The organism is Escherichia coli DSM 30083 = JCM 1649 = ATCC 11775 (genome assembly GCF_003697165.2).
In the GTDB taxonomy this organism is placed as follows: Bacteria; Pseudomonadota; Gammaproteobacteria; order Enterobacterales; family Enterobacteriaceae; genus Escherichia; species Escherichia coli.
In genome coordinates this window covers 3,610,615-3,634,373 of the sequence record NZ_CP033092.2, presented here as the reverse complement: position 1 = coordinate 3,634,373, position 23,759 = coordinate 3,610,615, and the positions used below count along the sequence as shown (strand labels likewise).

The 23,759-nt window shown below is 50.1% G+C and carries 20 protein-coding genes and 1 pseudogene; 7 read left to right on the top strand and 14 right to left on the bottom strand.

Annotation, left to right across the window (positions count from 1 at the left end):
* Window positions 1-81: 81 nt before the first annotated feature.
* The 5 genes and pseudogenes from lacA to EAS44_RS18875 form a co-directional block, all read right to left on the bottom strand.
* Window positions 82-693, bottom strand: a complete 612-nt coding sequence (gene lacA / locus EAS44_RS18895; protein ID WP_001350624.1) for a galactoside O-acetyltransferase — start codon at window positions 691-693, stop codon at window positions 82-84.
* A gap of 65 nt (window positions 694-758) precedes the next feature.
* Complete coding sequence (gene lacY / locus EAS44_RS18890) at window positions 759-2,012, bottom strand: lactose permease (RefSeq protein WP_000291549.1); 1,254 nt, start codon at window positions 2,010-2,012, stop codon at window positions 759-761.
* Between the two features lie 51 nt (window positions 2,013-2,063).
* A complete protein-coding gene (lacZ, locus tag EAS44_RS18885) occupies window positions 2,064-5,138 on the bottom strand; it encodes a beta-galactosidase (protein ID WP_000177872.1) in 3,075 nt (1,024 codons plus the stop codon).
* 122 nt (window positions 5,139-5,260) lie between these two features.
* Window positions 5,261-6,343, bottom strand: coding sequence for a DNA-binding transcriptional repressor LacI (gene lacI / locus EAS44_RS18880; RefSeq protein WP_000805859.1), 1,083 nt, complete (start codon window positions 6,341-6,343; stop codon window positions 5,261-5,263).
* 36 nt (window positions 6,344-6,379) lie between these two features.
* Window positions 6,380-6,478: pseudogene (locus EAS44_RS18875) on the bottom strand (GlxA family transcriptional regulator); the annotation flags it as partial.
* A gap of 66 nt (window positions 6,479-6,544) precedes the next feature.
* On the opposite strand from EAS44_RS18875, the gene yaiL reads away from it, so the two are divergent.
* The gene (gene yaiL / locus EAS44_RS18870; RefSeq protein WP_001096705.1) at window positions 6,545-7,084 is read left to right on the top strand and encodes a DUF2058 domain-containing protein; all 540 of its coding nucleotides are present in this window, start codon (window positions 6,545-6,547) and stop codon (window positions 7,082-7,084) included.
* Between the two features lie 225 nt (window positions 7,085-7,309).
* Here yaiL and fghA read toward each other — a convergent pair whose 3' ends face one another.
* The 7 genes from fghA to EAS44_RS18835 all read right to left on the bottom strand — a co-directional run bounded on the left by fghA (window position 7,310) and on the right by EAS44_RS18835 (window position 13,055).
* On the bottom strand, window positions 7,310-8,143 hold the full coding sequence (fghA, locus tag EAS44_RS18865; RefSeq protein ID WP_000419070.1) for an S-formylglutathione hydrolase: 834 nt from the start codon (window positions 8,141-8,143) through the stop codon (window positions 7,310-7,312).
* Between the two features lie 92 nt (window positions 8,144-8,235).
* Window positions 8,236-9,345 (bottom strand): S-(hydroxymethyl)glutathione dehydrogenase, encoded by a 1,110-nt coding sequence (gene frmA / locus EAS44_RS18860; RefSeq protein WP_000842109.1) that lies wholly within the window; start codon window positions 9,343-9,345, stop codon window positions 8,236-8,238.
* Between the two features lie 34 nt (window positions 9,346-9,379).
* Complete coding sequence (gene frmR / locus EAS44_RS18855; RefSeq protein ID WP_001141271.1) at window positions 9,380-9,655, bottom strand: formaldehyde-responsive transcriptional repressor FrmR; 276 nt, start codon at window positions 9,653-9,655, stop codon at window positions 9,380-9,382.
* A gap of 188 nt (window positions 9,656-9,843) precedes the next feature.
* Window positions 9,844-10,617, bottom strand: coding sequence for a YaiO family outer membrane beta-barrel protein (gene yaiO, locus EAS44_RS18850; RefSeq protein ID WP_000596101.1), 774 nt, complete (start codon window positions 10,615-10,617; stop codon window positions 9,844-9,846).
* A gap of 1 nt (window position 10,618) precedes the next feature.
* Entirely contained in the window at window positions 10,619-11,143 is a 525-nt protein-coding gene (locus EAS44_RS18845; RefSeq protein WP_000582572.1) for an acetyltransferase, read from the bottom strand.
* A gap of 34 nt (window positions 11,144-11,177) precedes the next feature.
* Complete coding sequence (gene yaiP, locus EAS44_RS18840; RefSeq protein ID WP_000860417.1) at window positions 11,178-12,374, bottom strand: glycosyltransferase; 1,197 nt, start codon at window positions 12,372-12,374, stop codon at window positions 11,178-11,180.
* 9 nt (window positions 12,375-12,383) lie between these two features.
* Entirely contained in the window at window positions 12,384-13,055 is a 672-nt protein-coding gene (locus tag EAS44_RS18835) for a PIG-L deacetylase family protein (protein WP_000362014.1), read from the bottom strand.
* A 607-nt stretch (window positions 13,056-13,662) separates the two neighbouring features.
* Here EAS44_RS18835 and tauA point away from each other — a divergent pair.
* Genes tauA through tauD form a run of 4 tightly spaced genes read left to right on the top strand, consistent with a single transcriptional unit; the run spans window position 13,663 to window position 17,077 of the window.
* The gene (gene tauA, locus EAS44_RS18830) at window positions 13,663-14,625 is read left to right on the top strand and encodes a taurine ABC transporter substrate-binding protein (RefSeq protein ID WP_001350622.1); all 963 of its coding nucleotides are present in this window, start codon (window positions 13,663-13,665) and stop codon (window positions 14,623-14,625) included.
* Window positions 14,626-14,637: 12 nt separating this feature from the next.
* Window positions 14,638-15,405, top strand: a complete 768-nt coding sequence (gene tauB, locus EAS44_RS18825) for a taurine ABC transporter ATP-binding subunit (RefSeq protein WP_000939359.1) — start codon at window positions 14,638-14,640, stop codon at window positions 15,403-15,405.
* Window positions 15,402-16,229, top strand: a complete 828-nt coding sequence (tauC, locus tag EAS44_RS18820) for a taurine ABC transporter permease TauC (RefSeq protein WP_000114581.1) — start codon at window positions 15,402-15,404, stop codon at window positions 16,227-16,229. The genes tauB and tauC overlap by 4 nt, the downstream gene beginning before the upstream one ends.
* Window positions 16,226-17,077 (top strand): taurine dioxygenase, encoded by an 852-nt coding sequence (tauD, locus tag EAS44_RS18815; RefSeq protein ID WP_000004062.1) that lies wholly within the window; start codon window positions 16,226-16,228, stop codon window positions 17,075-17,077. The genes tauC and tauD overlap by 4 nt, the downstream gene beginning before the upstream one ends.
* Before the next feature lie 39 nt (window positions 17,078-17,116).
* On the opposite strand, the gene hemB is transcribed toward tauD, so the two are convergent.
* A complete protein-coding gene (hemB, locus tag EAS44_RS18810; protein ID WP_001295337.1) occupies window positions 17,117-18,091 on the bottom strand; it encodes a porphobilinogen synthase in 975 nt (324 codons plus the stop codon).
* A gap of 525 nt (window positions 18,092-18,616) precedes the next feature.
* Here hemB and EAS44_RS18805 point away from each other — a divergent pair.
* Together EAS44_RS18805 and iprA are read left to right on the top strand one after the other, a co-directional pair.
* On the top strand, window positions 18,617-21,604 hold the full coding sequence (locus tag EAS44_RS18805) for an autotransporter outer membrane beta-barrel domain-containing protein (protein ID WP_000556414.1): 2,988 nt from the start codon (window positions 18,617-18,619) through the stop codon (window positions 21,602-21,604).
* Window positions 21,605-21,689: 85 nt separating this feature from the next.
* Window positions 21,690-22,313 carry a hydrogen peroxide resistance inhibitor IprA gene (iprA, locus tag EAS44_RS18800; protein WP_001350621.1) on the top strand — a complete coding sequence of 208 codons (624 nt, stop codon included), beginning with the start codon at window positions 21,690-21,692 and terminating at the stop codon, window positions 22,311-22,313.
* Here iprA and ampH read toward each other — a convergent pair whose 3' ends face one another.
* Window positions 22,314-23,471 (bottom strand): D-alanyl-D-alanine-carboxypeptidase/endopeptidase AmpH, encoded by a 1,158-nt coding sequence (gene ampH / locus EAS44_RS18795; RefSeq protein WP_000830766.1) that lies wholly within the window; start codon window positions 23,469-23,471, stop codon window positions 22,314-22,316.
* Window positions 23,472-23,759: the final 288 nt, after the last annotated feature.

The following is a 23,759-nucleotide window of genomic DNA, read 5'->3' as shown; positions in this document are numbered from 1 at the left end:
GCGTGAACACCTTATCCGGCCTACGTAGATCTCTGAAATTGTAGGCCTGATAAGCGGAGCGCATCAGGCAATTTTGCTTATTTAAACTGAAGACTCAACTTTAAAATCTTTGAAATAATATTGCTTATCCCGGTCGTTTATTTCGCGAATAACCCGACAAGGAACGCCAGCAGCCACGACGTTTGGTGGAATGTCTTTTGTGACGACACTACCCGCGCCAATAACAGAATTATCCCCGATGGTGACGCCTGGATTAATAACCACATGACTTCCGATCCAGACGTTATTGCCAATCGTTATCGGAAAAGAGTACATCTCTCCGTTTTTTCTCAATTCATGGTGTACCGGGTGTCCCGTAACGGAAAGAGTAACGTTGGGTGCAATCAGTACGTTATCACCGATCGTTACCGTGTAGTCGTCGACAATGGTTAAATTGAAATTTGCATAAAAATTGCGGCCTATATAGATGTTGGAACCGTAAGAGAAATAGACGGGGGGTTCTACCCAGGCGTTTTCCCCTACCGTGGCAAACATTTCTTTAATCAGACTTTCTCTTTTATCAACTTCTGATGGATGCGAGTGATTAAACTCATACATTAACGTTTTTCCACGAAGTCTTTTTTCAGGTAAGCCTTCGCACATATCGGTAAATAGCTTGCCTGCTTTTATTCTTTCTGTCATCGACATGTTCATTGCGATCATTCCGCCCTGATATGTTGGTCGGATAAGGCGCTCGCGCCGCATCCGACATTGATTGCTTAAGCGACTTCATTCACCTGACGACGCAGCAAGGAAAGCGGGCCGGGGCCGCTAAGCGTGAACACGGAAATTAAGGTGAAGCCCAGCGCCACCAGACCCAGTACCAGATAAGCGCCCTGGAAACCGATGCTTTCATACATATTGCCCGCCAGTACAGACATAAAAATCATCGCCAGTTGCTTAAAGAAGCAGAAACAGACCAGATAAATCGTCGCTGAAAAACGCACTTCAAACTGGCTGGTAATATATTTAAAGCAGCCCACCAGCAGGAACGGTACTTCAAACATATGCAGCGTTTTCAGAATAACCACTTCCAGCGCTGAGGTGGCGAACGATGAGCCAATAATACGTACAGACATAATAGTGCCAGCCAGCAGCAGGGCATTTTTCCCACCGATGCGATTAATGATCAGTGGCGCAAAGAACATAATCGAGGCATTAAGTAATTCGCCCATTGTCGTTACGTAGCCAAATACCCGCGTACCCTGTTCACCGGTAGCAAAAAACGAAGTAAAGAAATTAGCAAACTGTTGGTCAAAAACATCGTAGGTGCAGGAAACGCCAATAACATACAGTGACAAAAACCACAGTTTTGGCTGTCTGAACAGTTCCAGCGCCAGCTTAAGGCTAAATGCCGAATGGTTGGCACCTACCGCATTGGCAACCGTGGCTGAAGAGGGCGCATCCGTTTTGGCGAAAAAGAGTAAAACGGCGAGGATGAGTGCACAGCCAGAACCCAGCCAGAAAACAAACTGATTATTGATGGTGAACATGATGCCGACAATCGAGGCACACAGCGCCCAGCCAACACAGCCAAACATCCGCGCGCGACCAAATTCGAAATTACTGCGACGGCTGACTTTCTCGATAAATGCCTCTACTGCTGGCGCACCGGCGTTAAAACAAAAGCCAAGATAAATACCACCAACAATCGATCCTACTAAAATGTTGTATTGTAACAGTGGTCCGAAGATAAAAATAAAGAACGGCGCAAACATCACTAACATGCCGGTAATAATCCACAGCAGGTATTTGCGCAGCCCGAGTTTGTCAGAAAGCAGACCAAACAGCGGTTGGAATAATAGCGAGAACAGAGAAATAGCGGCAAAAATAATACCCGTATCACTTTTGCTGATATGGTTGATGTCATGTAGCCAAATCGGGAAAAACGGGAAGTAGGCCCCCATGATAAAAAAGTAAAAGAAAAAGAATAAACCGAACATCCAAAAGTTTGTGTTTTTTAAATAGTACATAATGGATTTCCTTACGCGAAATACGGGCAGACATGGCCTGCCCGGTTATTATTATTTTTGACACCAGACCAACTGGTAATGGTAGCGACCGGCGCTCAGCTGGAATTCCGCCGATACTGACGGGCTCCAGGAGTCGTCGCCACCAATCCCCATATGGAAACCGTCGATATTCAGCCATGTGCCTTCTTCCGCGTGCAGCAGATGGCGATGGCTGGTTTCCATCAGTTGTTGTTGGCTGTAGCGGCTGATGTTGAACTGGAAGTCGCCGCGCCACTGGTGTGGGCCATAATTCAATTCGCGCGTCCCGCAGCGCAGACCGTTTTCGCTCGGGAAGACGTACGGGGTATACATGTCTGACAATGGCAGATCCCAGCGGTCAAAACAGGCTGCAGTAAGGCGGTCGGGATAGTTTTCTTGCGGCCCCAGGCCGAGCCAGTTTACCCGCTCTGAGACCTGCGCCAGCTGGCAGGTCAGGCCAATCCGCGCCGGATGCGGTGTATCGCTTGCCACCGCAACATCCACATTGATGACCATCTCACCGTGCCCATCAATCCGGTAGGTTTTCCGGCTGATAAATAAGGTTTTCCCCTGATGCTGCCACGCGTGGGCGGTCGTAATCAGCACCGCGTCGGCAAGTGTATCTGCCGTGCACTGCAACAACGCCGCTTCGGCCTGGTAATGGCCCGCCGCCTTCCAGCGTTCGACCCAGGCGTTAGGGTCAATGCGGGTCGCTTCACTTACGCCAATGTCGTTATCCAGCGGCGCACGGGTGAACTGATCGCGCAGCGGGGTCAGCAGTTGTTTTTCATCGCCAATCCACATCTGTGAAAGAAAGCCTGACTGGCGGTTAAATTGCCAACGCTTATTACCCAGCTCGATGCAAAAATCCGTTCCGCTGGTGGTCAGTTGAGGGATGGCGTGGGACGCGGAGGGGAGTGTCACGCTGAGGTTTTCCGCCAGACGCCATTGCTGCCAGGCGCTGATGTGTCCGGCTTCTGACCATGCGGTCGCGTTTGGTTGCACTACGCGTACCGTTAGCCAGAGTTGTCCGGCGCTCTCCGGCTGCGGCAGTTCAGGCAGTTCAATCAACTGCTTACCTTGCGGGCCAACATCCAGAGGCACTTCACCGCTTGCCAGCGGCTTGCCATCCAGCGCCACCATCCAGTGCAGGAACTCGTTATCGCTATGACGGAACAGGTATTCGCTGGTCACTTCGATGGTTCGCCCGGATAAACGGAACTGGAAAAACTGCTGCTGGTGTTTTGCTTCCGTCAGCGCCGGATGCGGCGTGCGGTCGGCAAAGACCAGACCGTTCATGCAGAACTGGCGATCGTTCGGCGTATCGCCAAAATCACCGCCGTAAGCCGACCACGGGTTGCCGTTTTCATCATATTTAATCAGCGACTGATCCACCCAGTCCCAGACGAAGCCGCCCTGTAAACGGGGGTACTGACGAAACGCCTGCCAGTATTTAGCGAAGCCGCCAAGACTGTTACCCATCGCGTGGGCATATTCGCAAAGGATCAGCGGGCGCATTTCTCCAGGCAGCGAAAGCCATTTTTTGATGGACCATTTCGGCACCGCCGGGAAGGGCTGGTCTTCATCCACGCGCGCGTACATCGGGCAAATAATATCGGTGGCCGTGGTGTCGGCTCCGCCGCCTTCATACTGTACCGGGCGGGAAGGATCGACAGATTTGATCCAGCGATACAGCGCGTCGTGATTAGCGCCGTGGCCTGATTCATTCCCCAGCGACCAGATGATCACACTCGGGTGATTACGATCGCGCTGCACCATCCGCGTTACGCGTTCGCTCATCGCGGGTAGCCAGCGCGGATCATCGGTCAGACGATTCATTGGCACCATGCCGTGGGTTTCAATATTGGCTTCATCCACCACATACAGGCCGTAGCGGTCGCACAGCGTGTACCACAGCGGATGGTTCGGATAATGCGAACAGCGCACGGCGTTAAAGTTGTTCTGCTTCATCAGCAGGATATCCTGCACCATCGTCTGCTCATCCATGACCTGACCATGCAGAGGATGATGCTCGTGACGGTTAACGCCGCGAATCAGCAACGGCTTGCCGTTCAGCAGCAGCAGACCATTTTCAATCCGCACCTCGCGGAAACCGACATCGCAGGCTTCTGCTTCAATCAGCGTGCCGTCGGCGGTGTGCAGTTCAACCACCGCACGATAGAGATTCGGGATTTCGGCGCTCCACAGTTCCGGATTTTCAACGTTCAGGCGTAGCGTGACGCGATCGGCATAACCGCCACGCTCATCGATAATTTCACCGCCGAAAGGCGCGGTGCCGCTGGCGACCTGCGTTTCACCCTGCCACAAAGAAACCGTCACCCGCAGTTCATCGCGCAGCTCGCCGTACATCTGAACTTCTGCCTCCAGTACCGCGCGGCTGAAATCATCATTAAAGCGAGTGGTAACTTGGAAATCGCTGATTTGCGTGGTCGGTTTATGCAGCAACGAGACGTCACGGAAAATGCCGCTCATCCGCCACATATCCTGATCTTCCAGATAACTGCCGTCACTCCAGCGCAGCACCATCACCGCGAGGCGGTTTTCTCCGGCGTGTAAAAATGCGCTCAGGTCAAATTCAGACGGCAAACGGCTGTCCTGGCCGTAACCGACCCAGCGCCCGTTGCACCACAGATGAAACGCCGAGTTAACGCCATCAAAAATAATTCGCGTCTGGCCTTCCTGTAGCCAGCTTTCATCAATATTAAATGTGAGCGAGTAACAACCTGTCGGATTCTCCGCGGGAACAAACGGCGGATTGACCGTAATGGGATAGGTCACGTTGGTGTAGATGGGCGCGTCGTAACCGTGCATCTGCCAGTTTGAGGGGACGACGACAGTATCGGCGTCAGGAAGATCGCACTCCAGCCAGCTTTCCGGCACCGCTTCTGGTGCCGGAAACCAGGCAAAGCGCCATTCGCCATTCAGGCTGCGCAACTGTTGGGAAGGGCGATCGGTGCGGGCCTCTTCGCTATTACGCCAGCTGGCGAAAGGGGGATGTGCCGCAAGGCGATTAAGTTGGGTAACGCCAGGGTTTTCCCAGTCACGACGTTGTAATACGACGGCCAGAGAATCCGTAATCATAGTCATAGCTGTATCCTGTGTGAAATTGTTATTCGCTCACAATTTCACACAACATACGAGCCGGACACATAGAGTGTAAAGACTGGGGTGCCTAATGAGTGAGCTGACTCACATTAATTGTGTTGCGCTCACTGCCCGCTTTCCAGTCGGGAAACTTGTCGTGCCAGCTGCATTAATGAATCGGCCAACGCGCGGGGAGAGGCGGTTTGCGTATTGGGCGGAAGGGTGGTTTTTCTTTTCACCAGTGAGACGGGCAACAGCTGATTGCCCTTCACCGCCTGGCCCTGAGAGAGTTGCAGCAAGCGGTCCACGCTGGTTTGCCCCAGCAGGCGAAAATCCTGTTTGATGGTGGTTAACGGCGGGATATAACACGAGCTGTCTTCGGTATCGTCGTATCCCACTACCGAGATATCCGCACCAACGCGCAGCCCGGACTCGGTAATGGCGCGCATTGCGCCCAGCGCCATCTGATCGTTGGCAACCAGCATCGCAGTGGGAACGATGCCCTCATTTAGCATTTGCATGGTTTGTTGAAAACCGGACATGGCACTCCAGTCGCCTTCCCGTTCCGCTATCGGCTGAATTTGATTGCGTGTGAGATATTTATGCCAGCCTGCCAGACGCAGACGCGCCGAGACAGAACTTAATGGGCCTGCTAACAGCGCGATTTGCTGGTGACCCAATGCGACCAGGTGCTCCACGCCCAGTCGCGTACCGTCTTCATGGGAGAAAATAATACTGTTGATGGGAGTCTGGTCAGAGACATCAAGAAATAACGCCGGAACATTAGCGCAGGCAGCTTCCACAGCAATGGCATCCTGGTCATCCAGCGGATAGTTAATGATCAGCCCACTGACGCGTTGCGCGAGAAGATTGTGCACCGCCGCTTTACAGGCTTCGACGCCGCTTCGTTCTACCATCGACACCACCACGCTGGCACCCAGTTGATCGGCGCGAGATTTTATCGCCGCAACAATTTGCGACGGCGCGTGCAGGGCCAGACTGGAGGTGGCAACGCCAATCAGCAACGACTGTTTGCCCGCCAGTTGTTGTGCCACGCGGTTGGGAATGTAATTCAGCTCCGCCATCGCCGCTTCCACTTTTTCCCGCGTTTTCGCAGAAACGTGGCAGGCCTGGTTCACCACGCGGGAAACGGTCTGATAAGAGACACCGGCATACTCTGCGACATCGTATAGCGTTACTGGTTTCACATTCACCACCCTGAATTGACTCTCTTCCGGGCGCTATCATGCCATACCGCGAAAGGTTTTGCGCCATTCGGCGAGGCTGACGCCGAAGTGAGATTTAAAATGCTGACGCCAGGTCACAGGTGAGAGAAAACCCACGCCAATACACCTACGGCGTTTACAGGTATACTCGCTAAAAATTATTCAGCGGGTTTGGAAACAAAGATGGCAAAACTTACCTTACAAGAGCAGTTGCTCAAAGCGGGACTAGTCACCAGCAAAAAAGCGGCGAAGGTGGAGAGAACGGCGAAAAAATCGCGCGTTCAGGCGCGTGAAGCTCGGGCTGCGGTAGAAGAAAATAAAAAGGCACAGCTTGAGCGTGATAAACAGCTTAGCGAACAGCAAAAACAAGCGGCGTTGGCGAAAGAATATAAAGCCCAGGTGAAGCAGCTCATTGAAATGAACCGAATCACCATTGCCAATGGCGATATTGGTTTTAACTTCACTGACGGCAATCTGATTAAGAAGATTTTTGTCGATAAGCTCACACAGGCGCAGTTGATTAATGGTCGTCTGGCGATTGCTCGCTTGTTGGTCGATAACAATAGCGAAGGTGAATACGCCATTATTCCCGCCAGCGTTGCCGATAAAATTGCTCAGCGTGATGCCAGCAGTATTGTGTTGCACAGCGCGCTCAGCGCCGAAGAGCAGGATGAAGACGATCCGTATGCCGACTTCAAAGTGCCTGATGATTTGATGTGGTAAACATAGATAAGCCGTGCAGTGATGCCTGATGCGACGCTTACGCGTCTTATCAGGCCTACGGTTTACGGGCGAAGTGTAGGCCGGATAAGGCGTTCACGCCGCATCCGGCAGCCGTGCGCAGATGCCTGATGCGACGCTTTTCGCGTCTTATCAGGCCTACGGCTTACGGGTGAAATGTAGGCCGGATAAGGCGTTTACGCCGCATCCGGCAGTCGTGCACTATTATCAACGCATATTCAGTTTATTGGCGTGGTACGCAATATGCTCGCCAATAAAACTGGAGACAAAATAATAGCTGTGATCATAACCCTCGTGATAACGGATTAACGTCTTGATATTCATCTCCTGGCAGATCTTTTCAAGATTTGGAGTCCGCAGCTGTTCTGCGTAAAAATCATCACTCAATCCCTGATCAACCATGATTTCCGCAACGCGTTGACCTTGTGAAATAAGACTCACCGGGTCGTAATCCAACCAGGCATCTTTATTTTCACCAAGATATGCGGCAAAGGCTTGCTGTCCCCACGGTACTTGCGATGGGGAGACAATGGGCGAAAACGCCGAGACGCTGACATATTCATCTGGGTTACGTAACGCCAGCACCAGCGCGCCCAGCCCGCCCATAGAATGACCTGAGATAGACTTTCTGGCCGTTGCTGGAAAATGATGCATCACTAAATTCGGCAGCTCGTTGCGGATATAGTCATACATTTTGTAATGTTCATTCCACGGCGCTTGCGTCGCGTTCAGGTAAAACCCGGCACCTTGCCCGAGATCGTAACGGTCAGCATCTGCGACATGACTGCCTCGCGGACTGGTGTCCGGCGCAACAACAATAATGTTGTGCTCAGCCGCGTAACGCTGCATCCCCGATTTAGTAATGAAATTCTGCTCGTTGCAGGTCAGGCCTGAAAGCCAGTACAACACCGGCAATTTTTCATTCTCGGCTTTTGGTGGGAGATAGACGCCGACATTCATTTCACATTTCAGTGATTGGGAATAATGCCGATACACATTTTGCCAGCCGCCAAAGCTGGCATGTTTTTCAATGAGTTCCATCAGTCATTATCTCACGGTTAATCCCCCGGACGGCTGCCCGGGGAGAGTATTAAGAACCCCATCTGAACTGGACGGGGTAAACCAGCGGGAAATCAGTAACGAATTACGGTTCGAATGGATTTACCTTCATGCATCAGGTCGAAGGCGTCATTAATTTCATCCAGGCTCATGGTATGCGTGACAAACGGTTCCAGATCGATATCACCTTTCATCGCATCTTCAACCATACCCGGTAACTGGGAACGACCTTTCACGCCGCCAAACGCGGAACCTTTCCATACGCGACCGGTGACCAACTGGAATGGACGGGTGGAGATTTCCTGACCAGATCCTGCGACACCGATGATCACCGATTGACCCCAGCCGCGGTGCGCACTTTCCAGCGCCGCACGCATCACGTTGACGTTACCGATGCATTCAAAGGTATGGTCGATACCCCATTTGTTGATATCCAGCAGGACATCTTTAATCGGTTTGTCGTAGTCATTCGGGTTAATGCAGTCGGTGGCACCGAAGCGACGCGCCAGTTCGAATTTCTTCGGGTTGGTATCGATAGCGATAATCCGTCCCGCTTTCGCCTGACGCGCGCCCTGAACCACTGCCAGACCAATCGCGCCAAGACCAAACACGGCAACAGAATCACCTGGCTGGACTTTAGCTGTGTTGTGTACCGCGCCAATACCGGTGGTCACGCCACAGCCCAGCAGGCAGACGTGTTCATGGTTTGCTTCTGGATTAATTTTGGCCAGAGACACTTCCGCTACCACGGTGTATTCACTGAATGTTGAGCATCCCATGTAGTGATAAAGCGGCTGCCCGTTGTAAGAAAAACGGGTGGTGCCGTCTGGCATCAAGCCTTTGCCCTGCGTTTCGCGAACCGCGACACACAGGTTGGTTTTGCCAGAACGACAGAACTCACACTCGCCGCACTCTGCGGTGTAAAGCGGGATCACATGGTCGCCAGGTTTGACGCTGGTTACGCCTTCACCGACTTCAACAACAACCCCGGCCCCTTCGTGACCGAGAACCACCGGGAAGACACCTTCCGGGTCATCGCCGGAGAGGGTAAATGCGTCGGTATGGCAAACACCGGTATGGGTGACTTTAATCAGCACTTCACCTTTTTTCGGTGGTGCAACGTCAATTTCAACGATTTCCAGCGGTTTACCGGGAGCAAATGCAACGGCAGCACGTGATTTCATCTCTCGCTCTTCCTCAATATGGTAATAGATTCAGCTATTTAAGATAGGCACGAACCAGTTCAATAGTGTCGTCAACGGATTGGCTGACTTCGCGGCTGTAGCAGTCATTTCGGTCAAACGTTTCCCGGATATGGCTTTCAAGCACTTCTGCCATCAGTCCGTTAGCCGCGCCCCGAACGGCAGCGATCTGTTGGAGTATGGCACGGCATTCGGCATCACCCTCCAGCGACCGTTCCAGAGCATCAATCTGCCCCCGAATACGACGAACTCGAGTAAGGACCTTTTTCTTCTCTTCCGGAGTACTGGGCATTTCGCACCTCATCATCTGCACGCAATATACTATAGGGGGGTATGCTATATGTCAATGCATACCCCCCTATAGTATATAACACTGGAGAATAAAATTTATCCGGTGAATGTAGTCGGAAAACAAAGAGGAAAGGGGATAGGGGCTAATCGGCAGGGAAGGCCGCCCCGGATAGCGGGCGGCAGAAGGAATCAGAATTTCCAGGTCAGATGGGCTGCAAGTTGCAGACCGTTATAATCATCGGTTGGGGTGTCGTACCACACTTTACCTGCCGTCAACCCGAGATTAAGTTGCTCAGTCAGCGGTTGAATACGTTGCAAACTGATGCTCTTCATGCTGCCGTAGCGTGTTTCTGGCGTCCAGTCGTAGGTGTAAGCACCTGTTCCGCGGCTTAGCCATAGTTGCGTGTAACCAGTGCCGCGCGGGTCATTCAGACGCACGGAAATCATATTGCTGTAACTACCACCTGCATCGCTGGAGTCATAATGGGTATAGCGATAGCTGGTGATCACCGGGCCAGTATAGAGTGATATGCCACCTTGCCAGGCATCGACTTCGACATCATCGTAATATTTAGTGTAGCGATAACCGGTCGTGAAAAGCGTTTTTGGCAACAGGGCCAGGTTAATATCCTGACGAAAATCCTGGCGGGCAAAGACCGGCGTATTATCCGCAAAGGCAATACCCGTTCGGGTTGTCAGCCAGTTATTCCATTTGTACCAGACTGCACCCTGGCCGCGAGTGGCATTGAAATGTTCAGTTTCATAATCACGACGCCCCTGGGAAAGATTAAAAAGCAGCGTTGCGTTTTCAACTTTCGCCACCAGTTCAGCATACGCTAAATTACGGTTGCCATGATCGCCAGAATAATCGGTAAAATCGTAGCCCGCGGTAATGGAAGTTAACCCGGCATAAACGGGTAATGCGCTAAAAATTGCCGCCGCTAATAACGTCCGTTTTATCATTTTAATCTCCTGTACGGATAAGTTCTTGTCGGAGTGAATAAGTTCCGGTAGGTAAATTACGTTCTACAATCACGCGCGGGCCAAGTTGCGTGTTCGGGGAAATAATTCGCCCAGGCAAAATAATAACTTGTACGCCAAGGCGTGAACGCTGCCCGATATAACAACCTAATTTATCGCATCCGGTAGCGATAATTCCATCTGGAGTTCGAACAGACACGGGCTGTTCATCCAGACGATGATTACTGGTTCGTACTTGTGCGCCCAAATATGCCTGGTTTGCAACTACCGAGTCGGCAATAAAGCATTGCGGACCAATCGTGGCTTCCGCTTCAATAACCGCATTTTTAATTTCGGTGGCAAAACCAATTCTTACGCCATTGCTGATTATTGTGCCAGGACGAATAAACGCATAATTACCTATTAGGCAGTTTGCGCCAATCACTACCGGACCCTGAATAACGGCACCGTGGCAAATACGGGTATTCGCGCCGATAACAACCTCACCGGCACTTTCATCAATAATCACCTGGTCTGCAATCTGAATATTTTTCTCTTTAACATTAAGCTTCAGATAGTTTTTCAGTTCCTGTGACAGAAGGGTGGGAATAAGCGGTTGACACTTCCACCAGTGCGGAATAGCGGGTGGGTTTGTCGCGCTGAGGTTCGCGTCCAGTAAAAAAGGCAATAAGTCCATAAATAATCCAGATGGCATAAGCTAATAATACATACACAACGGAAAGCGGTGCTAAAGGCACCAACAACCAGCAACGATGAAACCAGGCGCTAAATGCACCAATAACACAAACTACGCCGACCCAGATAAGCGGGAACATTGCCAACACCACACCATGTGGCCCGGTGGTGATGAATTCATTAAACCAGGTAGTGAGATAAATACCAACGCCATAAAGCACAACCAACAGCATAGGAAATATACTGAAGATACCGAAGCGGCTAAATAAAAGTCTTTTATGCAGGCGCATACAGACCGCGTAGCCCACAATCCAACGCCGCCAGCGGCGCCACTCCTCACGCGGACTGTTACATTCCTGTGGGTATACGATGCAGCGATTCGCCTGCCGAATACGGTAGCCGTTTGCCACCAATGTCCAGGTGAGATCAAGGTCTTCGACTTTAGTACGATCCGAGAAACCGAACTTACGCAATACATCAGTACGGAACATCCCGCAGGCACCGCTGATGATAAACGGTGCGCCGCCCAGAAGCTGCTGTAGCGTGCGCTTCATAACAATCATCGGCAACTTTACGGTCGCGCGGATGTGTGGTAACAGACCCGCGCCTTTCAACGCAGTAGAGGGAATGCCGCCTACGGCATCAGCGCCACGCTCAATTTCCGCCAGCATATAGCCCATTCCGTCTTGATCGGGCGGAACATAGGTGTCGGCATCACTTAAAAAAACCTGATCGCAGGTGGCGTAATTGAGGCCATTCATCAGCGCACCACCTTTACCGGTATTTTTTTGCGTGACGGCAACAAAGCGGTCGCCCCATTTGCGTTTGACTTCCGCCATGACCGCTTCGGTATTGTCCATGGAGCCGTCGTTAACGCAAATTACCCGGCAAAAATAAGGGTTACGCAGCAGATTATCCAGTGACTGCGCCAGACACGGGCCTTCGTTATAAGCAGGTATAATGGCGTCAATACAGCCTTTCTTTTGGCTGGGCTTACGCCTTAACGTACTCAGAAACCATAGCAATATTGCTACGGCCATACATATAAAGATCCAGGTTTTCATGCAATTTGCTCAAAGAATCATTTTATGAATAACAAAACCTTCACCCAGATCGCTATTGACCTGTTGCCCGCGAAATTGAGCAACTGCACGCAGACGCTCCGGGCGCATATAATCTCGCTGGCTCTGACTTTTATGTTTTTTTAACGCAGTCAGTTTAAGAGAAAAATATTCTTCTTTCACGGATTCAAAAACCTGAGGCATAAATGAAAGCCAGGTACTTGGTGTTTCATAGCCGAGAATTTGCGGAATAGCGCGACAGGCAACCATTGAGGCTTGATAGACTGCAAGATGATCCTGATGGCGGTCAGCATCATGCATGGTATATACACGTATAATTTCAACATCAGAGGGAATTTGATTTTTTATGATGTTTTCCAGGGCAGAAATCATATCATTGAGCTGTAAATGAGCGCGGGTGTCAGCAAAATTAAGATGAATAGTTTGGTGGCACCCTAATATCTTTAGAGCGTTGCGTGATTCTTCGTGGCGATCGATTATTCCATCTACGCCAGAATTACCGGTAGTCATCACTACGGTAGCAATATAAATTCCTTTTTGCGCAAGGCGAGCTAGCGATGCGCCACAGCCTAATTCTATATCGTCAGGATGCGCGCCAATGGCAAGGATACCCTTTCTTTTATTTGCCGAAGAAAGGATCGCTGAATCTAAAACCTTATCCACTTTATGACACTCCATTTTATTTATTATACTACAAGCACAACGACGCCCCCAGAGACGTAACCTCTGACGCAGACAGATGCTAATTTTTAAGTGTTAAAAATAGCTGATAGCTGAAAAACAAGGGGCTGTCAGGTACGGGGGTAAGAGTGTGTAATCTTTTATGTAGTTCATATGTTAAGTGTTTGTGTGTTTGGTTTGTATGGTTATTTTATTTTATATATTGTATTTAAATGTGATTTAGTTTGTCAATTAATTGCATATTAAAAATATGTTCTATGCACAAATATTGATTATATACATTATGTGAATACATTATGTGGTTGATTGAGAATGATACATTTATATATGCAATGTGAATATAATGGTTTCATTATATGTGTTGCTGTTAATAAAATAACAGACATTAGAACCTGCTTGTTTATGCATTAATAAAATGAAGTGCAGTAATTTACTGAGTTATCAGAGTGGGCGTAATTGCATATTTAATCTTTCCTTTGCCGCTTTTTTGCTAAGAATAAAATCATCTGTACGATAACGACTAATTCTTTTAATGAATGTTTTTATTCCTGAATACTGCTCCCATAACAAGACGGGGGAGCAGACAATCATGGTAATTTCATCGCGTAACACATTTCTTGCCGCACTGGCATTCATCGCTTTTCAGGCGCAGGCGGTGAACGTCACCGTGGCGTATCAAACCTCCGCCGAACCGGCGAAAGTGGCTCAGGCCGACAACACCTTTGCTAAAGAAAGCGGAGCAACCGTGGACTGGCGTAAGTTTGACAGTGGAGCCAGCATCGTGCGGGCGCTGGCTTCGGGCGATGTGCAAATCGGCAACCTCGGTTCCAGCCCGTTAGCGGTTGCAACCAGCCAACAGGTGCCGATTGAAGTCTTCTTGCTGGCGTCAAAACTGGGTAACTCCGAAGCGCTGGTGGTAAAGAAAACTATCAGTAAACCGGAAGACTTGATTGGTAAACGCATCGCCGTACCGTTTATCTCCACCACCCACTACAGCCTGCTGGCGGCGCTGAAACACTGGGGTATTAAACCTGGGCAAGTTGAGATTGTGAACCTGCAGCCGCCCGCAATTATCGCCGCATGGCAGCGGGGAGATATTGATGGTGCTTATGTCTGGGCACCGGCGGTTAACGCCCTGGAAAAAGATGGCAAGGTGCTGACCGATTCTGAACAGGTCGGGCAGTGGGGCGCGCCGACACTGGACGTCTGGGTCGTGCGGAAAGATTTTGCCGAGAAACATCCAGAGGTCGTGAAAGCGTTCGCTAAAAGCGCCATCGATGCTCAGCAACCGTACATTGCTAACCCAGACGCGTGGCTGAAACAGCCGGAAAACATCAGCAAACTGGCGCGGTTAAGCGGCGTGCCGGAAGGTGACGTTCCGGGGCTGGTGAAGGGAAATACCTATCTGACGCCGCAGCAACAAACGGCAGAACTGACCGGACCGGTGAACAAAGCGATCATCGACACCGCGCAGTTTTTGAAAGAGCAGGGCAAAGTCCCGGCTGTAGCGAATGATTACAGCCAGTACGTTACCTCGCGCTTCGTGCAATAAAAGGAGGCGCAGATGCTGCAAATTTCTCATCTTTACGCCGATTATGGCGGCAAACCGGCACTGGAAGATATCAACCTGACGCTGGAAAGCGGCGAGCTTCTGGTAGTTCTGGGGCCGTCTGGCTGCGGCAAAACTACGTTGCTGAATTTGATTGCTGGTTTTGTGCCTTATCAGCATGGCAGCATTCAACTGGCGGGTAAGGGTATTCAGGGACCGGGAGCAGAGCGTGGCGTAGTTTTTCAGAATGAAGGGCTGTTACCGTGGCGCAATGTACAGGACAACGTGGCGTTCGGCCTGCAACTGGCAGGTGTAGAGAAAATGCAGCGACTGGAAATCGCACACCAGATGGTGAAAAAAGTCGGGCTGGAAGGCGCAGAAAAACGCTACATCTGGCAGCTTTCCGGTGGTCAACGTCAGCGGGTGGGGATTGCCCGCGCGTTGGCGGCAAATCCCCAGCTGTTATTACTCGACGAACCGTTTGGTGCGCTGGACGCCTTCACCCGCGACCAGATGCAAACTCTGCTGCTGAAACTCTGGCAGGAGACGGGAAAGCAGGTGCTGTTGATTACCCACGATATAGAAGAAGCGGTGTTTATGGCGACTGAACTGGTTCTGCTTTCACCCGGCCCAGGCCGTGTGCTGGAGCGGCTGCCGCTCAACTTTGCTCGCCGCTTTGTTGCGGGAGAGTCGAGCCGCAGCATCAAGTCCGATCCACAATTCATCGCCATGCGCGAATATGTTTTAAGCCGCGTATTTGAGCAACGGGAGGCGTTCTCATGAGTGTGCTCATTAATGAAAAACTGCATTCGCATCGGCTGAAATGGCGCTGGCCGCTCTCGCGTCAGGTGACCTTAAGCATTGGTACGTTAGCGGTTTTGCTCACTGTATGGTGGGCAGTCGCGGCGCTGCAACTGATTAGCCCGCTGTTTTTGCCGCCACCGCAACAGGTACTGGCAAAACTGCTCACCATTGCCGGGCCGCAGGGATTTATGGACGCCACGCTGTGGCAGCATCTGGCAGCCAGCCTGACGCGCATTGTGCTGGCGCTACTCGCGGCGGTGTTGATCGGTATTCCGGTCGGGATCGCCATGGGGCTAAGCCCGACGGTGCGCGGCATTCTGGATCCGATAATCGAGCTTTATCGTCCGGTGCCGCCGCTGGCTTATTTGCCGCTGATGGTGATCTGGTTTGGTATTGGCGAAACCTCGAAGATCTTACTGATCTATCTAGCGATTTTTGCGCCGGTGGCGATGTCGGCGCTGGCGGGGGTGAAAAGCGCGCAGCAGGTTCGCATTCGTGCCGCCCAGTCGCTGGGTGCCAGCCGTGCGCAGGTGCTGTGGTTTGTCATTTTGCCCGGCGCGCTGCCGGAAATCCTCACCGGATTACGCATTGGTCTGGGTGTGGGCTGGTCTACGCTGGTGGCGGCGGAGCTGATTGCCGCAACGCGCGGTTTAGGATTTATGGTTCAGTCAGCGGGTGAATTTCTCGCGACTGACGTGGTGCTGGCGGGGATCGCGGTGATTGCGATTATCGCCTTTCTTTTAGAACTGGGTCTGCGCGCGTTACAGCGCCGCCTGACGCCCTGGCATGGAGAAGTACAATGAGTGAACGTCTGAGCATTACCCCGCTGGGGCCGTATATTGGCGCACAAATTACGGGGGCCGACTTAACGCGCCCGTTAAGCGATAATCAGTTTGAACAGCTTTACCATGCGGTGCTGCGCCATCATGTGGTGTTTCTGCGCGATCAAGCTATTACGCCGCAGCAGCAACGCGCGCTGGCCCAGCGTTTTGGCGAGCTGCATATTCACCCTGTTTACCCTCATGCTGAAGGGGTTGACGAGATCATCGTCCTGGATACCCATAACGATAATCCGCCGGATAACGACAACTGGCACACCGATGTGACATTTATTCAAACGCCACCCGCAGGGGCGATTCTGGCGGCGAAAGAGTTACCCTCGACCGGCGGCGATACGCTCTGGGCCAGTGGTATTGCCGCATATGAGGCGCTCTCTGTTCCCTTCCGCCAGCTGTTGAGCGGGTTGCGTGCGGAGCATGATTTCCGTAAATCGTTCCCGGAATACAAGTACCGCAAAACCGAGGCTGAGCATCAACGCTGGCGTGAGGCGGTCGCGAAAAATCCACCGTTGCTACATCCGGTGGTGCGAACGCATCCGGTGACCGGTAAACAGGCGCTGTTTGTGAACGAAGGTTTTACCACACGAATTGTTGATGTCAGCGAGAAAGAGAGCGAAGCCTTGTTAGGTTTTTTGTTTGCCCATATCACTAAACCGGAGTTTCAGGTGCGCTGGCGCTGGCAACCGAATGATATTGCGATTTGGGATAACCGCGTGACTCAGCACTATGCCAATGCGGATTACCTGCCACAGCGGCGGATTATGCATCGGGCGACGATTCTTGGGGATATTCCGTTTTATCGGGCGGGGTAAGGGGGAAATGCCGGGTTGGATAACCCGGCATAATGATCATTAACGCAGAATCTTCTTCTCAGCCAAATCCAGCGCAAAGTAGCTGAAAATCAGATCCGCACCCGCACGCTTAATCGAACCTAAGCTTTCGAGCACGACTTTCTCTTCATCTATAGCACCCGCCAGCGCGGCGAACTTAATCATCGCGTACTCACCGCTCACCTGATACGCGCCAATCGGCAATTCAGTACGTTCACGCAGCTCACGCACGATGTCGAGGTATGCTCCGGCAGGTTTAACCATCAGGCAGTCTGCGCCCTGGGCTTCATCCAGCAGCGACTCACGAATCGCCTCACGACGGTTCATTGGGTTCATCTGATAGCTTTTGCGGTCGCCTTTTAATGCGCTTCCGGCAGCTTCACGGAACGGGCCATAAAAGGAGGAGGCGAACTTGGTCGAATACGACATAATCGCCGTATCTTTAAAGCCCGCAGCGTCCAGCGCCTGGCGAATCGCCTGTACCTGACCATCCATCGCGGCAGAAGGGGCGATGAAGTCTGCGCCTGCAGCAGCTGCAACCACAGCTTGCTTGCCTAAATTTTCCAGAGTCGCGTCGTTGTCGACGCCATGCTCGCACAGAACACCGCAGTGACCGTGAGATGTGTATTCACAGAAGCAGGTGTCTGACATAACGATCATTTCTGGCACGGTCTGCTTGCAGATGCGCGACATACGCGCCACCAGTCCATCTTCCCGCCAGGCATCGCTGCCGGTTTCATCGGTATGGTGAGAGATGCCGAAAGTCATCACGGAACGAATACCGGCGTTGGCGATGCGTTCAATTTCGCGTGCCAGATGTTTCTCTGGAATGCGCATCACGCCTGGCATGGCTTCAACGGCTTTGTAGTCGTCAATTTCTTCTTCAACAAAGATCGGCAACACCAGGTCGTTAAGGCTAAGTGTTGTCTCTTCAAACATAGCGCGCAGCGCAGGAGATTTGCGCAGGCGACGAGGGCGTTGGATTAAATCTGTCATGGTCTGCCTGATGTTTGTGGAATCGAGGAGCATAGTATACCTGAAGCAGGCTGGGTGTGTTTTACGAAAGTTGTCGCGATGTTGACAAAAAGAGAATGAAAAAGAGGTCAGGACATCTTTGTAATAGAAATAGCAATAATTTCATATTCACTGAAAATATTTTTAATTTTTATTTATAGCCATAGATTATTGTTTTTGGGGATTTGGTGACGTTTCCAAAAAGTGAATAGCTTAAAGTTCATTGCTTATTGATACATTATTTGTCTGTTTTTGTTGTTTTATATTTTCATGGTCTATGTTTTAAAATTAACGCTTTCATTAACGTATTGAAATATTGTGTTTTTGTTATTTCTTTCTTTGTGTGTGTTCACGTGCTTTATATATGTCCGCAATCGGACTTAGGGGAAAGAATAATTGAACCATTCCTCTATAACGCCGCATAATCGTAAACGCGAAACATAATATGTTTTCTATGCATTGATAATTGATGGATCAACTTATTACGTCCCTGAGGAGGGATGACAAATGCACTCCTGGAAAAAGAAACTTGTAGTATCACAATTAGCATTGGCTTGCACTCTGGCTATCACCTCTCAGGCTAATGCAGCAAACTATGATACCTGGGGGTATCATGACAACACCACGACCGATTTAGTTTGGCCGTATGACACTGACAATGATGGAATTGCCGATGCTGGCGGCATGGACCCGATGGGTTCAGACGGTAACTACGTAACTTACAATGGTTTTGTTTACTATAACAATGCCAATGGCGATTTCGATACTGTCTTTAAAGGCGATACCGTTAACGGTACCATTTCTACTTATTACTTGAATCATGATTACGCTAGCGGTTCTGTTAACCAGGTAGATATCAGCAATTCAGTAATTCATGGGGCAATCACCTCTGAACTGCCATTTGGTTATTACAGCATTACTCCTGCAGAAGTTAATGCTAAAGGTGAAGTTGTAACTCCACAGACCTATAATGGCTATAATTTCTATAACGGAATCACTACTGACCTTGACTACAATTGGTACGATGGTGACGTATTCACTCTGAACGTATCCAATTCCACCATTGATGATGACTATGAAGCTCTTTACTTCACTGACACATATCTTGATGGTGATAAATCTAAGTCAACCAATGAAACGTTCTATACCGCTCTGGGTGTTGCAGTAAATCTTGATGTTGAAAGCAATATCAATATTACTAACAACTCCCGTGTAGCTGGTATTGCGCTGTCTGAAGGCAATACAAGCAACACGACTTATACTAGCGAATATCATCAGTGGGACAACAACATTAATGTGTCTAACTCCACTGTAACTTCAGGGTCACAGACTCCGCTGGAAGAAAGCAATGGCTTCTTCGGTAAATCTGCTGAACCAAGTGATTACGCTGGTAATGGTGGCGAAAATGACGTAGCTCTGTCATTCTCTGACAATGCTGGCTCAAATTATTCCATGAAAAACAATGTAAACTTTGACCATTCAACCCTGTTGGGTGATGTCGAGTTCACAAGCCACTGGAATAACGATGGCGTATTCTTCTATTCAACCGGCCATGACAGCAATGGTGACGGTGTCCTTGATACCAACGGTGGTTGGGTAGATGATGCTCAGAACGTTGATGAACTGAACATTACTCTGAACAACGGTAGTAAGTGGGTTGGCTCAGCAAACATGAGTGCTGAAGTAATTGCTCCGGCAGATATGTATGATGTTGCGCCGAACAGCCTGACCCCTGGTGCCACTATCGAAGCTAACGATTGGGGTCGTATTATTGACAACAAGGTATTCCAGAGCGGCGTATTTAACGTAGCACTGAACAATGGTTCAGAATGGAATACCGTTAATAGTTCAGTAATTGATACATTAGCTGTAAATAATGGCTCTCAGGTAAATGTTACTGATTCCTCTCTGGTCTCAGATACCATTGGTTTAACCAACGGCTCCTCACTGAATATTGGTGAAGATGGTTTGGTTGCTACAGACCACCTGACTGTTGATAGCTACAGTACCGTTAATTTAACCGAATCTACTGGCTGGAATAACTATTCTAACCTGTATGCCAATATCATCACCGTAACTAACGGTGGTGTACTGGATGTGAACGTTGATCAGTTTGATACTGAAGCTTTCCGTACTGACAAACTGGAACTGACTAGCGGCAACATCGCTGACCACAACGGCAATGTAGTTTCTGGTGTGTTCGATATCAACAGCAGCGATTATGTTCTGAACGCTGACCTGGTGAACGACCGTACTTGGGATACCGCTCAGGCTAACTACGGCTACGGTGTTGTTGCTATGAACTCTGATGGTCATCTGACTATCAACGGTAACGGCGACGTAGACAACGGTACTGAACTGGATAACAGCTCTGTAGACAACGTTGTTGCGGCAACCGGTAACTACAAAGTTCGTATCGACAACGCAACTGGCGCTGGCGCAATCGCTGATTACAAAGATAAAGAAATTATCTATGTAAACGACGTCAACAGCAACGCGACCTTCTCTGCTGCTAACAAAGCTGACCTGGGTGCATACACCTATCAGGCTGAGCAGCGTGGTAACACCGTTGTTCTGCAACAGATGGAGCTGACCGACTACGCTAACATGGCGCTGAGCATCCCGTCTGCGAACACCAATATCTGGAACCTGGAACAAGACACCGTTGGTACTCGTCTGACCAACTCTCGTCATGGTCTGGCTGATAACGGCGGCGCATGGGTAAGCTACTTCGGTGGTAACTTCAACGGCGACAACGGCACCATCAACTATGATCAGGATGTTAACGGCATCATGGTCGGTGTTGATACCAAAATTGACGGTAACAACGCTAAGTGGATCGTCGGTGCGGCTGCAGGCTTCGCTAAAGGTGATATGAATGACCGTTCTGGTCAGGTGGATCAAGACAGCCAGACTGCCTACATCTACTCTTCTGCTCACTTCGCGAACAACGTCTTTGTTGACGGTAGCTTGAGCTACTCTCACTTCAACAACGACCTGTCTGCAACCATGAGCAACGGTACTTACGTTGACGGCAGCACCAACTCCGACGCTTGGGGCTTTGGTTTGAAAGCCGGTTACGACTTCAAACTGGGTGATGCAGGTTACGTGACTCCTTACGGCAGCGTTTCTGGTCTGTTCCAGTCTGGTGATGATTACCAGCTGAGCAACGACATGAAAGTTGATGGTCAGTCTTACGACAGCATGCGTTATGAACTGGGTGTAGATGCAGGTTATACCTTCACCTACAGCGAAGACCAGGCTCTGACTCCGTACTTCAAACTGGCTTACGTCTACGACGACTCTAACAACGATAACGATGTGAACGGTGATTCCATCGATAACGGTACTGAAGGGTCTGCGGTACGTGTTGGTCTGGGTACTCAGTTCAGCTTCACCAAGAACTTCAGCGCCTATACCGATGCTAACTACCTCGGTGGTGGTGACGTAGATCAAGACTGGTCCGCGAATGTGGGTGTTAAATATACCTGGTAATATTCTTCACTCCGAAGAAATAGGTAATTTAATCTAAATAATGCCCGTCAAGGATTTGACGGGCATTACTGCAAAGGACGCGCAAATGTTATCTGTAGTTAAACCTCTTCAGGAATTTGGTAAGCTCGATAAATGTTTGTCCAGATACGGTACGCGCTTCGAGTTTAATAATGAAAAGCAAGTTATATTTTCCAGTAATGTCAATAGCGAAGATACTTTCGTTATTTTAGAGGGCGTTATCTCTTTGCGTAGAGAAGAAAACGTACTTATCGGTATTACACAGGCTCCTTATATTATGGGGCTGGCTGATGGTTTAATGAAAAACGATATACCATACAAATTAATATCAGAAGGAAACTGTACGGGATATCATTTGCCAGCCAAACAAACCATTACTCTTATTGAACAAAATCAACTCTGGCGAGACGCTTTTTACTGGTTAGCCTGGCAAAATAGAATTCTGGAATTACGCGACGTTCAGCTCATTGGGCATAATTCCTACGAACAAATCCGCGCGACGTTATTATCAATGATTGACTGGAATGAAGAATTGCGATCACGTATTGGCGTGATGAATTATATCCATCAACGTACACGTATATCGCGTTCTGTCGTTGCGGAAGTTCTTGCTGCTTTGCGTAAAGGCGGCTATATCGAAATGAATAAAGGCAAACTGGTCGCTATCAACCGTTTGCCTTCAGAGTATTAATCAGGATGCGGGGATAACCAACGGTTTATTCCCGCTTAGCTCGGTCACCAGGTCATTGATGCCATCGCTCATATTTTTAAAGCGCGTCAACGGCGAACGAGTGACCACCACAAACGCGCCAATATTCTTCTGCGGGATCATCGCCATATAGGTAATGAAACCGCCACCACCACCTGTCTTCTGAATAATCCCCGGACGACCCTCTTTCGGGGCCATATATACCCAGCCTAAACCAAGCGCATCCGCTTTGCCGGGGACATCCATGCCAATCACTTTTGTAAACTGCGCGCGCTGATAAATCAACGTCTGCATGCGATCAGCCTGGTTACTGCGCTGATAAAAATCAGATGACAAATACTGCTGCATCCAGCGCATCATATCGCCTGGCGTGGAATAGACGCCGCCGCTGCCAATTGCCGCCAGCGTGTTATTGCACGGACTGGCACCGCGCTCAGCAACCATTAAACGGCGGCACTGATCCGGTGAGGGGGTGTAGGTGGTGTCTTTCATCCCCAACGGACGGGTAATCTGCTCTTCAAACAACTGGGTATAAGGCTTGCCGGACGCATTCGCCAGTGCATCTGCCAGCAGATCGAATGCGAGGTTGGAGTACGCGGCCTGGCTGCCCGGCGCGGCTTTTAGTTTGGCAGTGGAAAGGTATTTCCAGCGTTGCTCGCGCGTTGGCCAGACAAATACCGGACGATGTGCCGCGCCACCGGGCTGTTCACGGGGCAGGGCGCTGGTATGGGTTGCCAGATTCACCAGCGTAATGGGCGTCCCATTGTAGGTCGGTACGCGTGCGCCTGGCGGAGCATATTTACTTAGCGGATCGTTTAACTTCACGGTCCCCTGGTCGAGCAATTTCACCAGCATCTCACTGGTCATTAACTTGGTGAGGGAAGCAATACGTATGACGGAATCCAGCTGCGGGCGAACGTTATTACCAGGTCGCGTTTCGCCATAACTGCGAAAGACGCGCTGGTTACCGTCGATAACAACCAGCGCCATCCCCGTGGCACCGCTGCCGTAAAAAATATGATCGGCATAACGATCGACAATATCAGAGGCAAACTCCGGTTCAGTGATCGGCTGCGCCGCATGGACGGAGGTCAATGACGCCGCATACAGCACGGCAGAAAAAAGCAGACTACGTTTCAACGGTGGTGTCCATAGATTGAATGAAGGTAACTGAGCGTATTTATACTACTCATTGATGGATTGCAAAGGGCGAATTAGTGCAATAATAGTGTTAAAAACGTAACGGCGCGTAAACACGATCTTTTTCCTGCTCACCAATGCCTGCATTTGTGATCCTGCGCGTGTTAATCCGCTTATGTAAACAATCTTTGGTTTGTGAAACCCGTCGAAACAATTCTTATGGTCAGGCTGGCGAACTAAGCGCCTTGCTATGGGTCACAATGGGCAGTTTCATTTGGCTGACGCTTT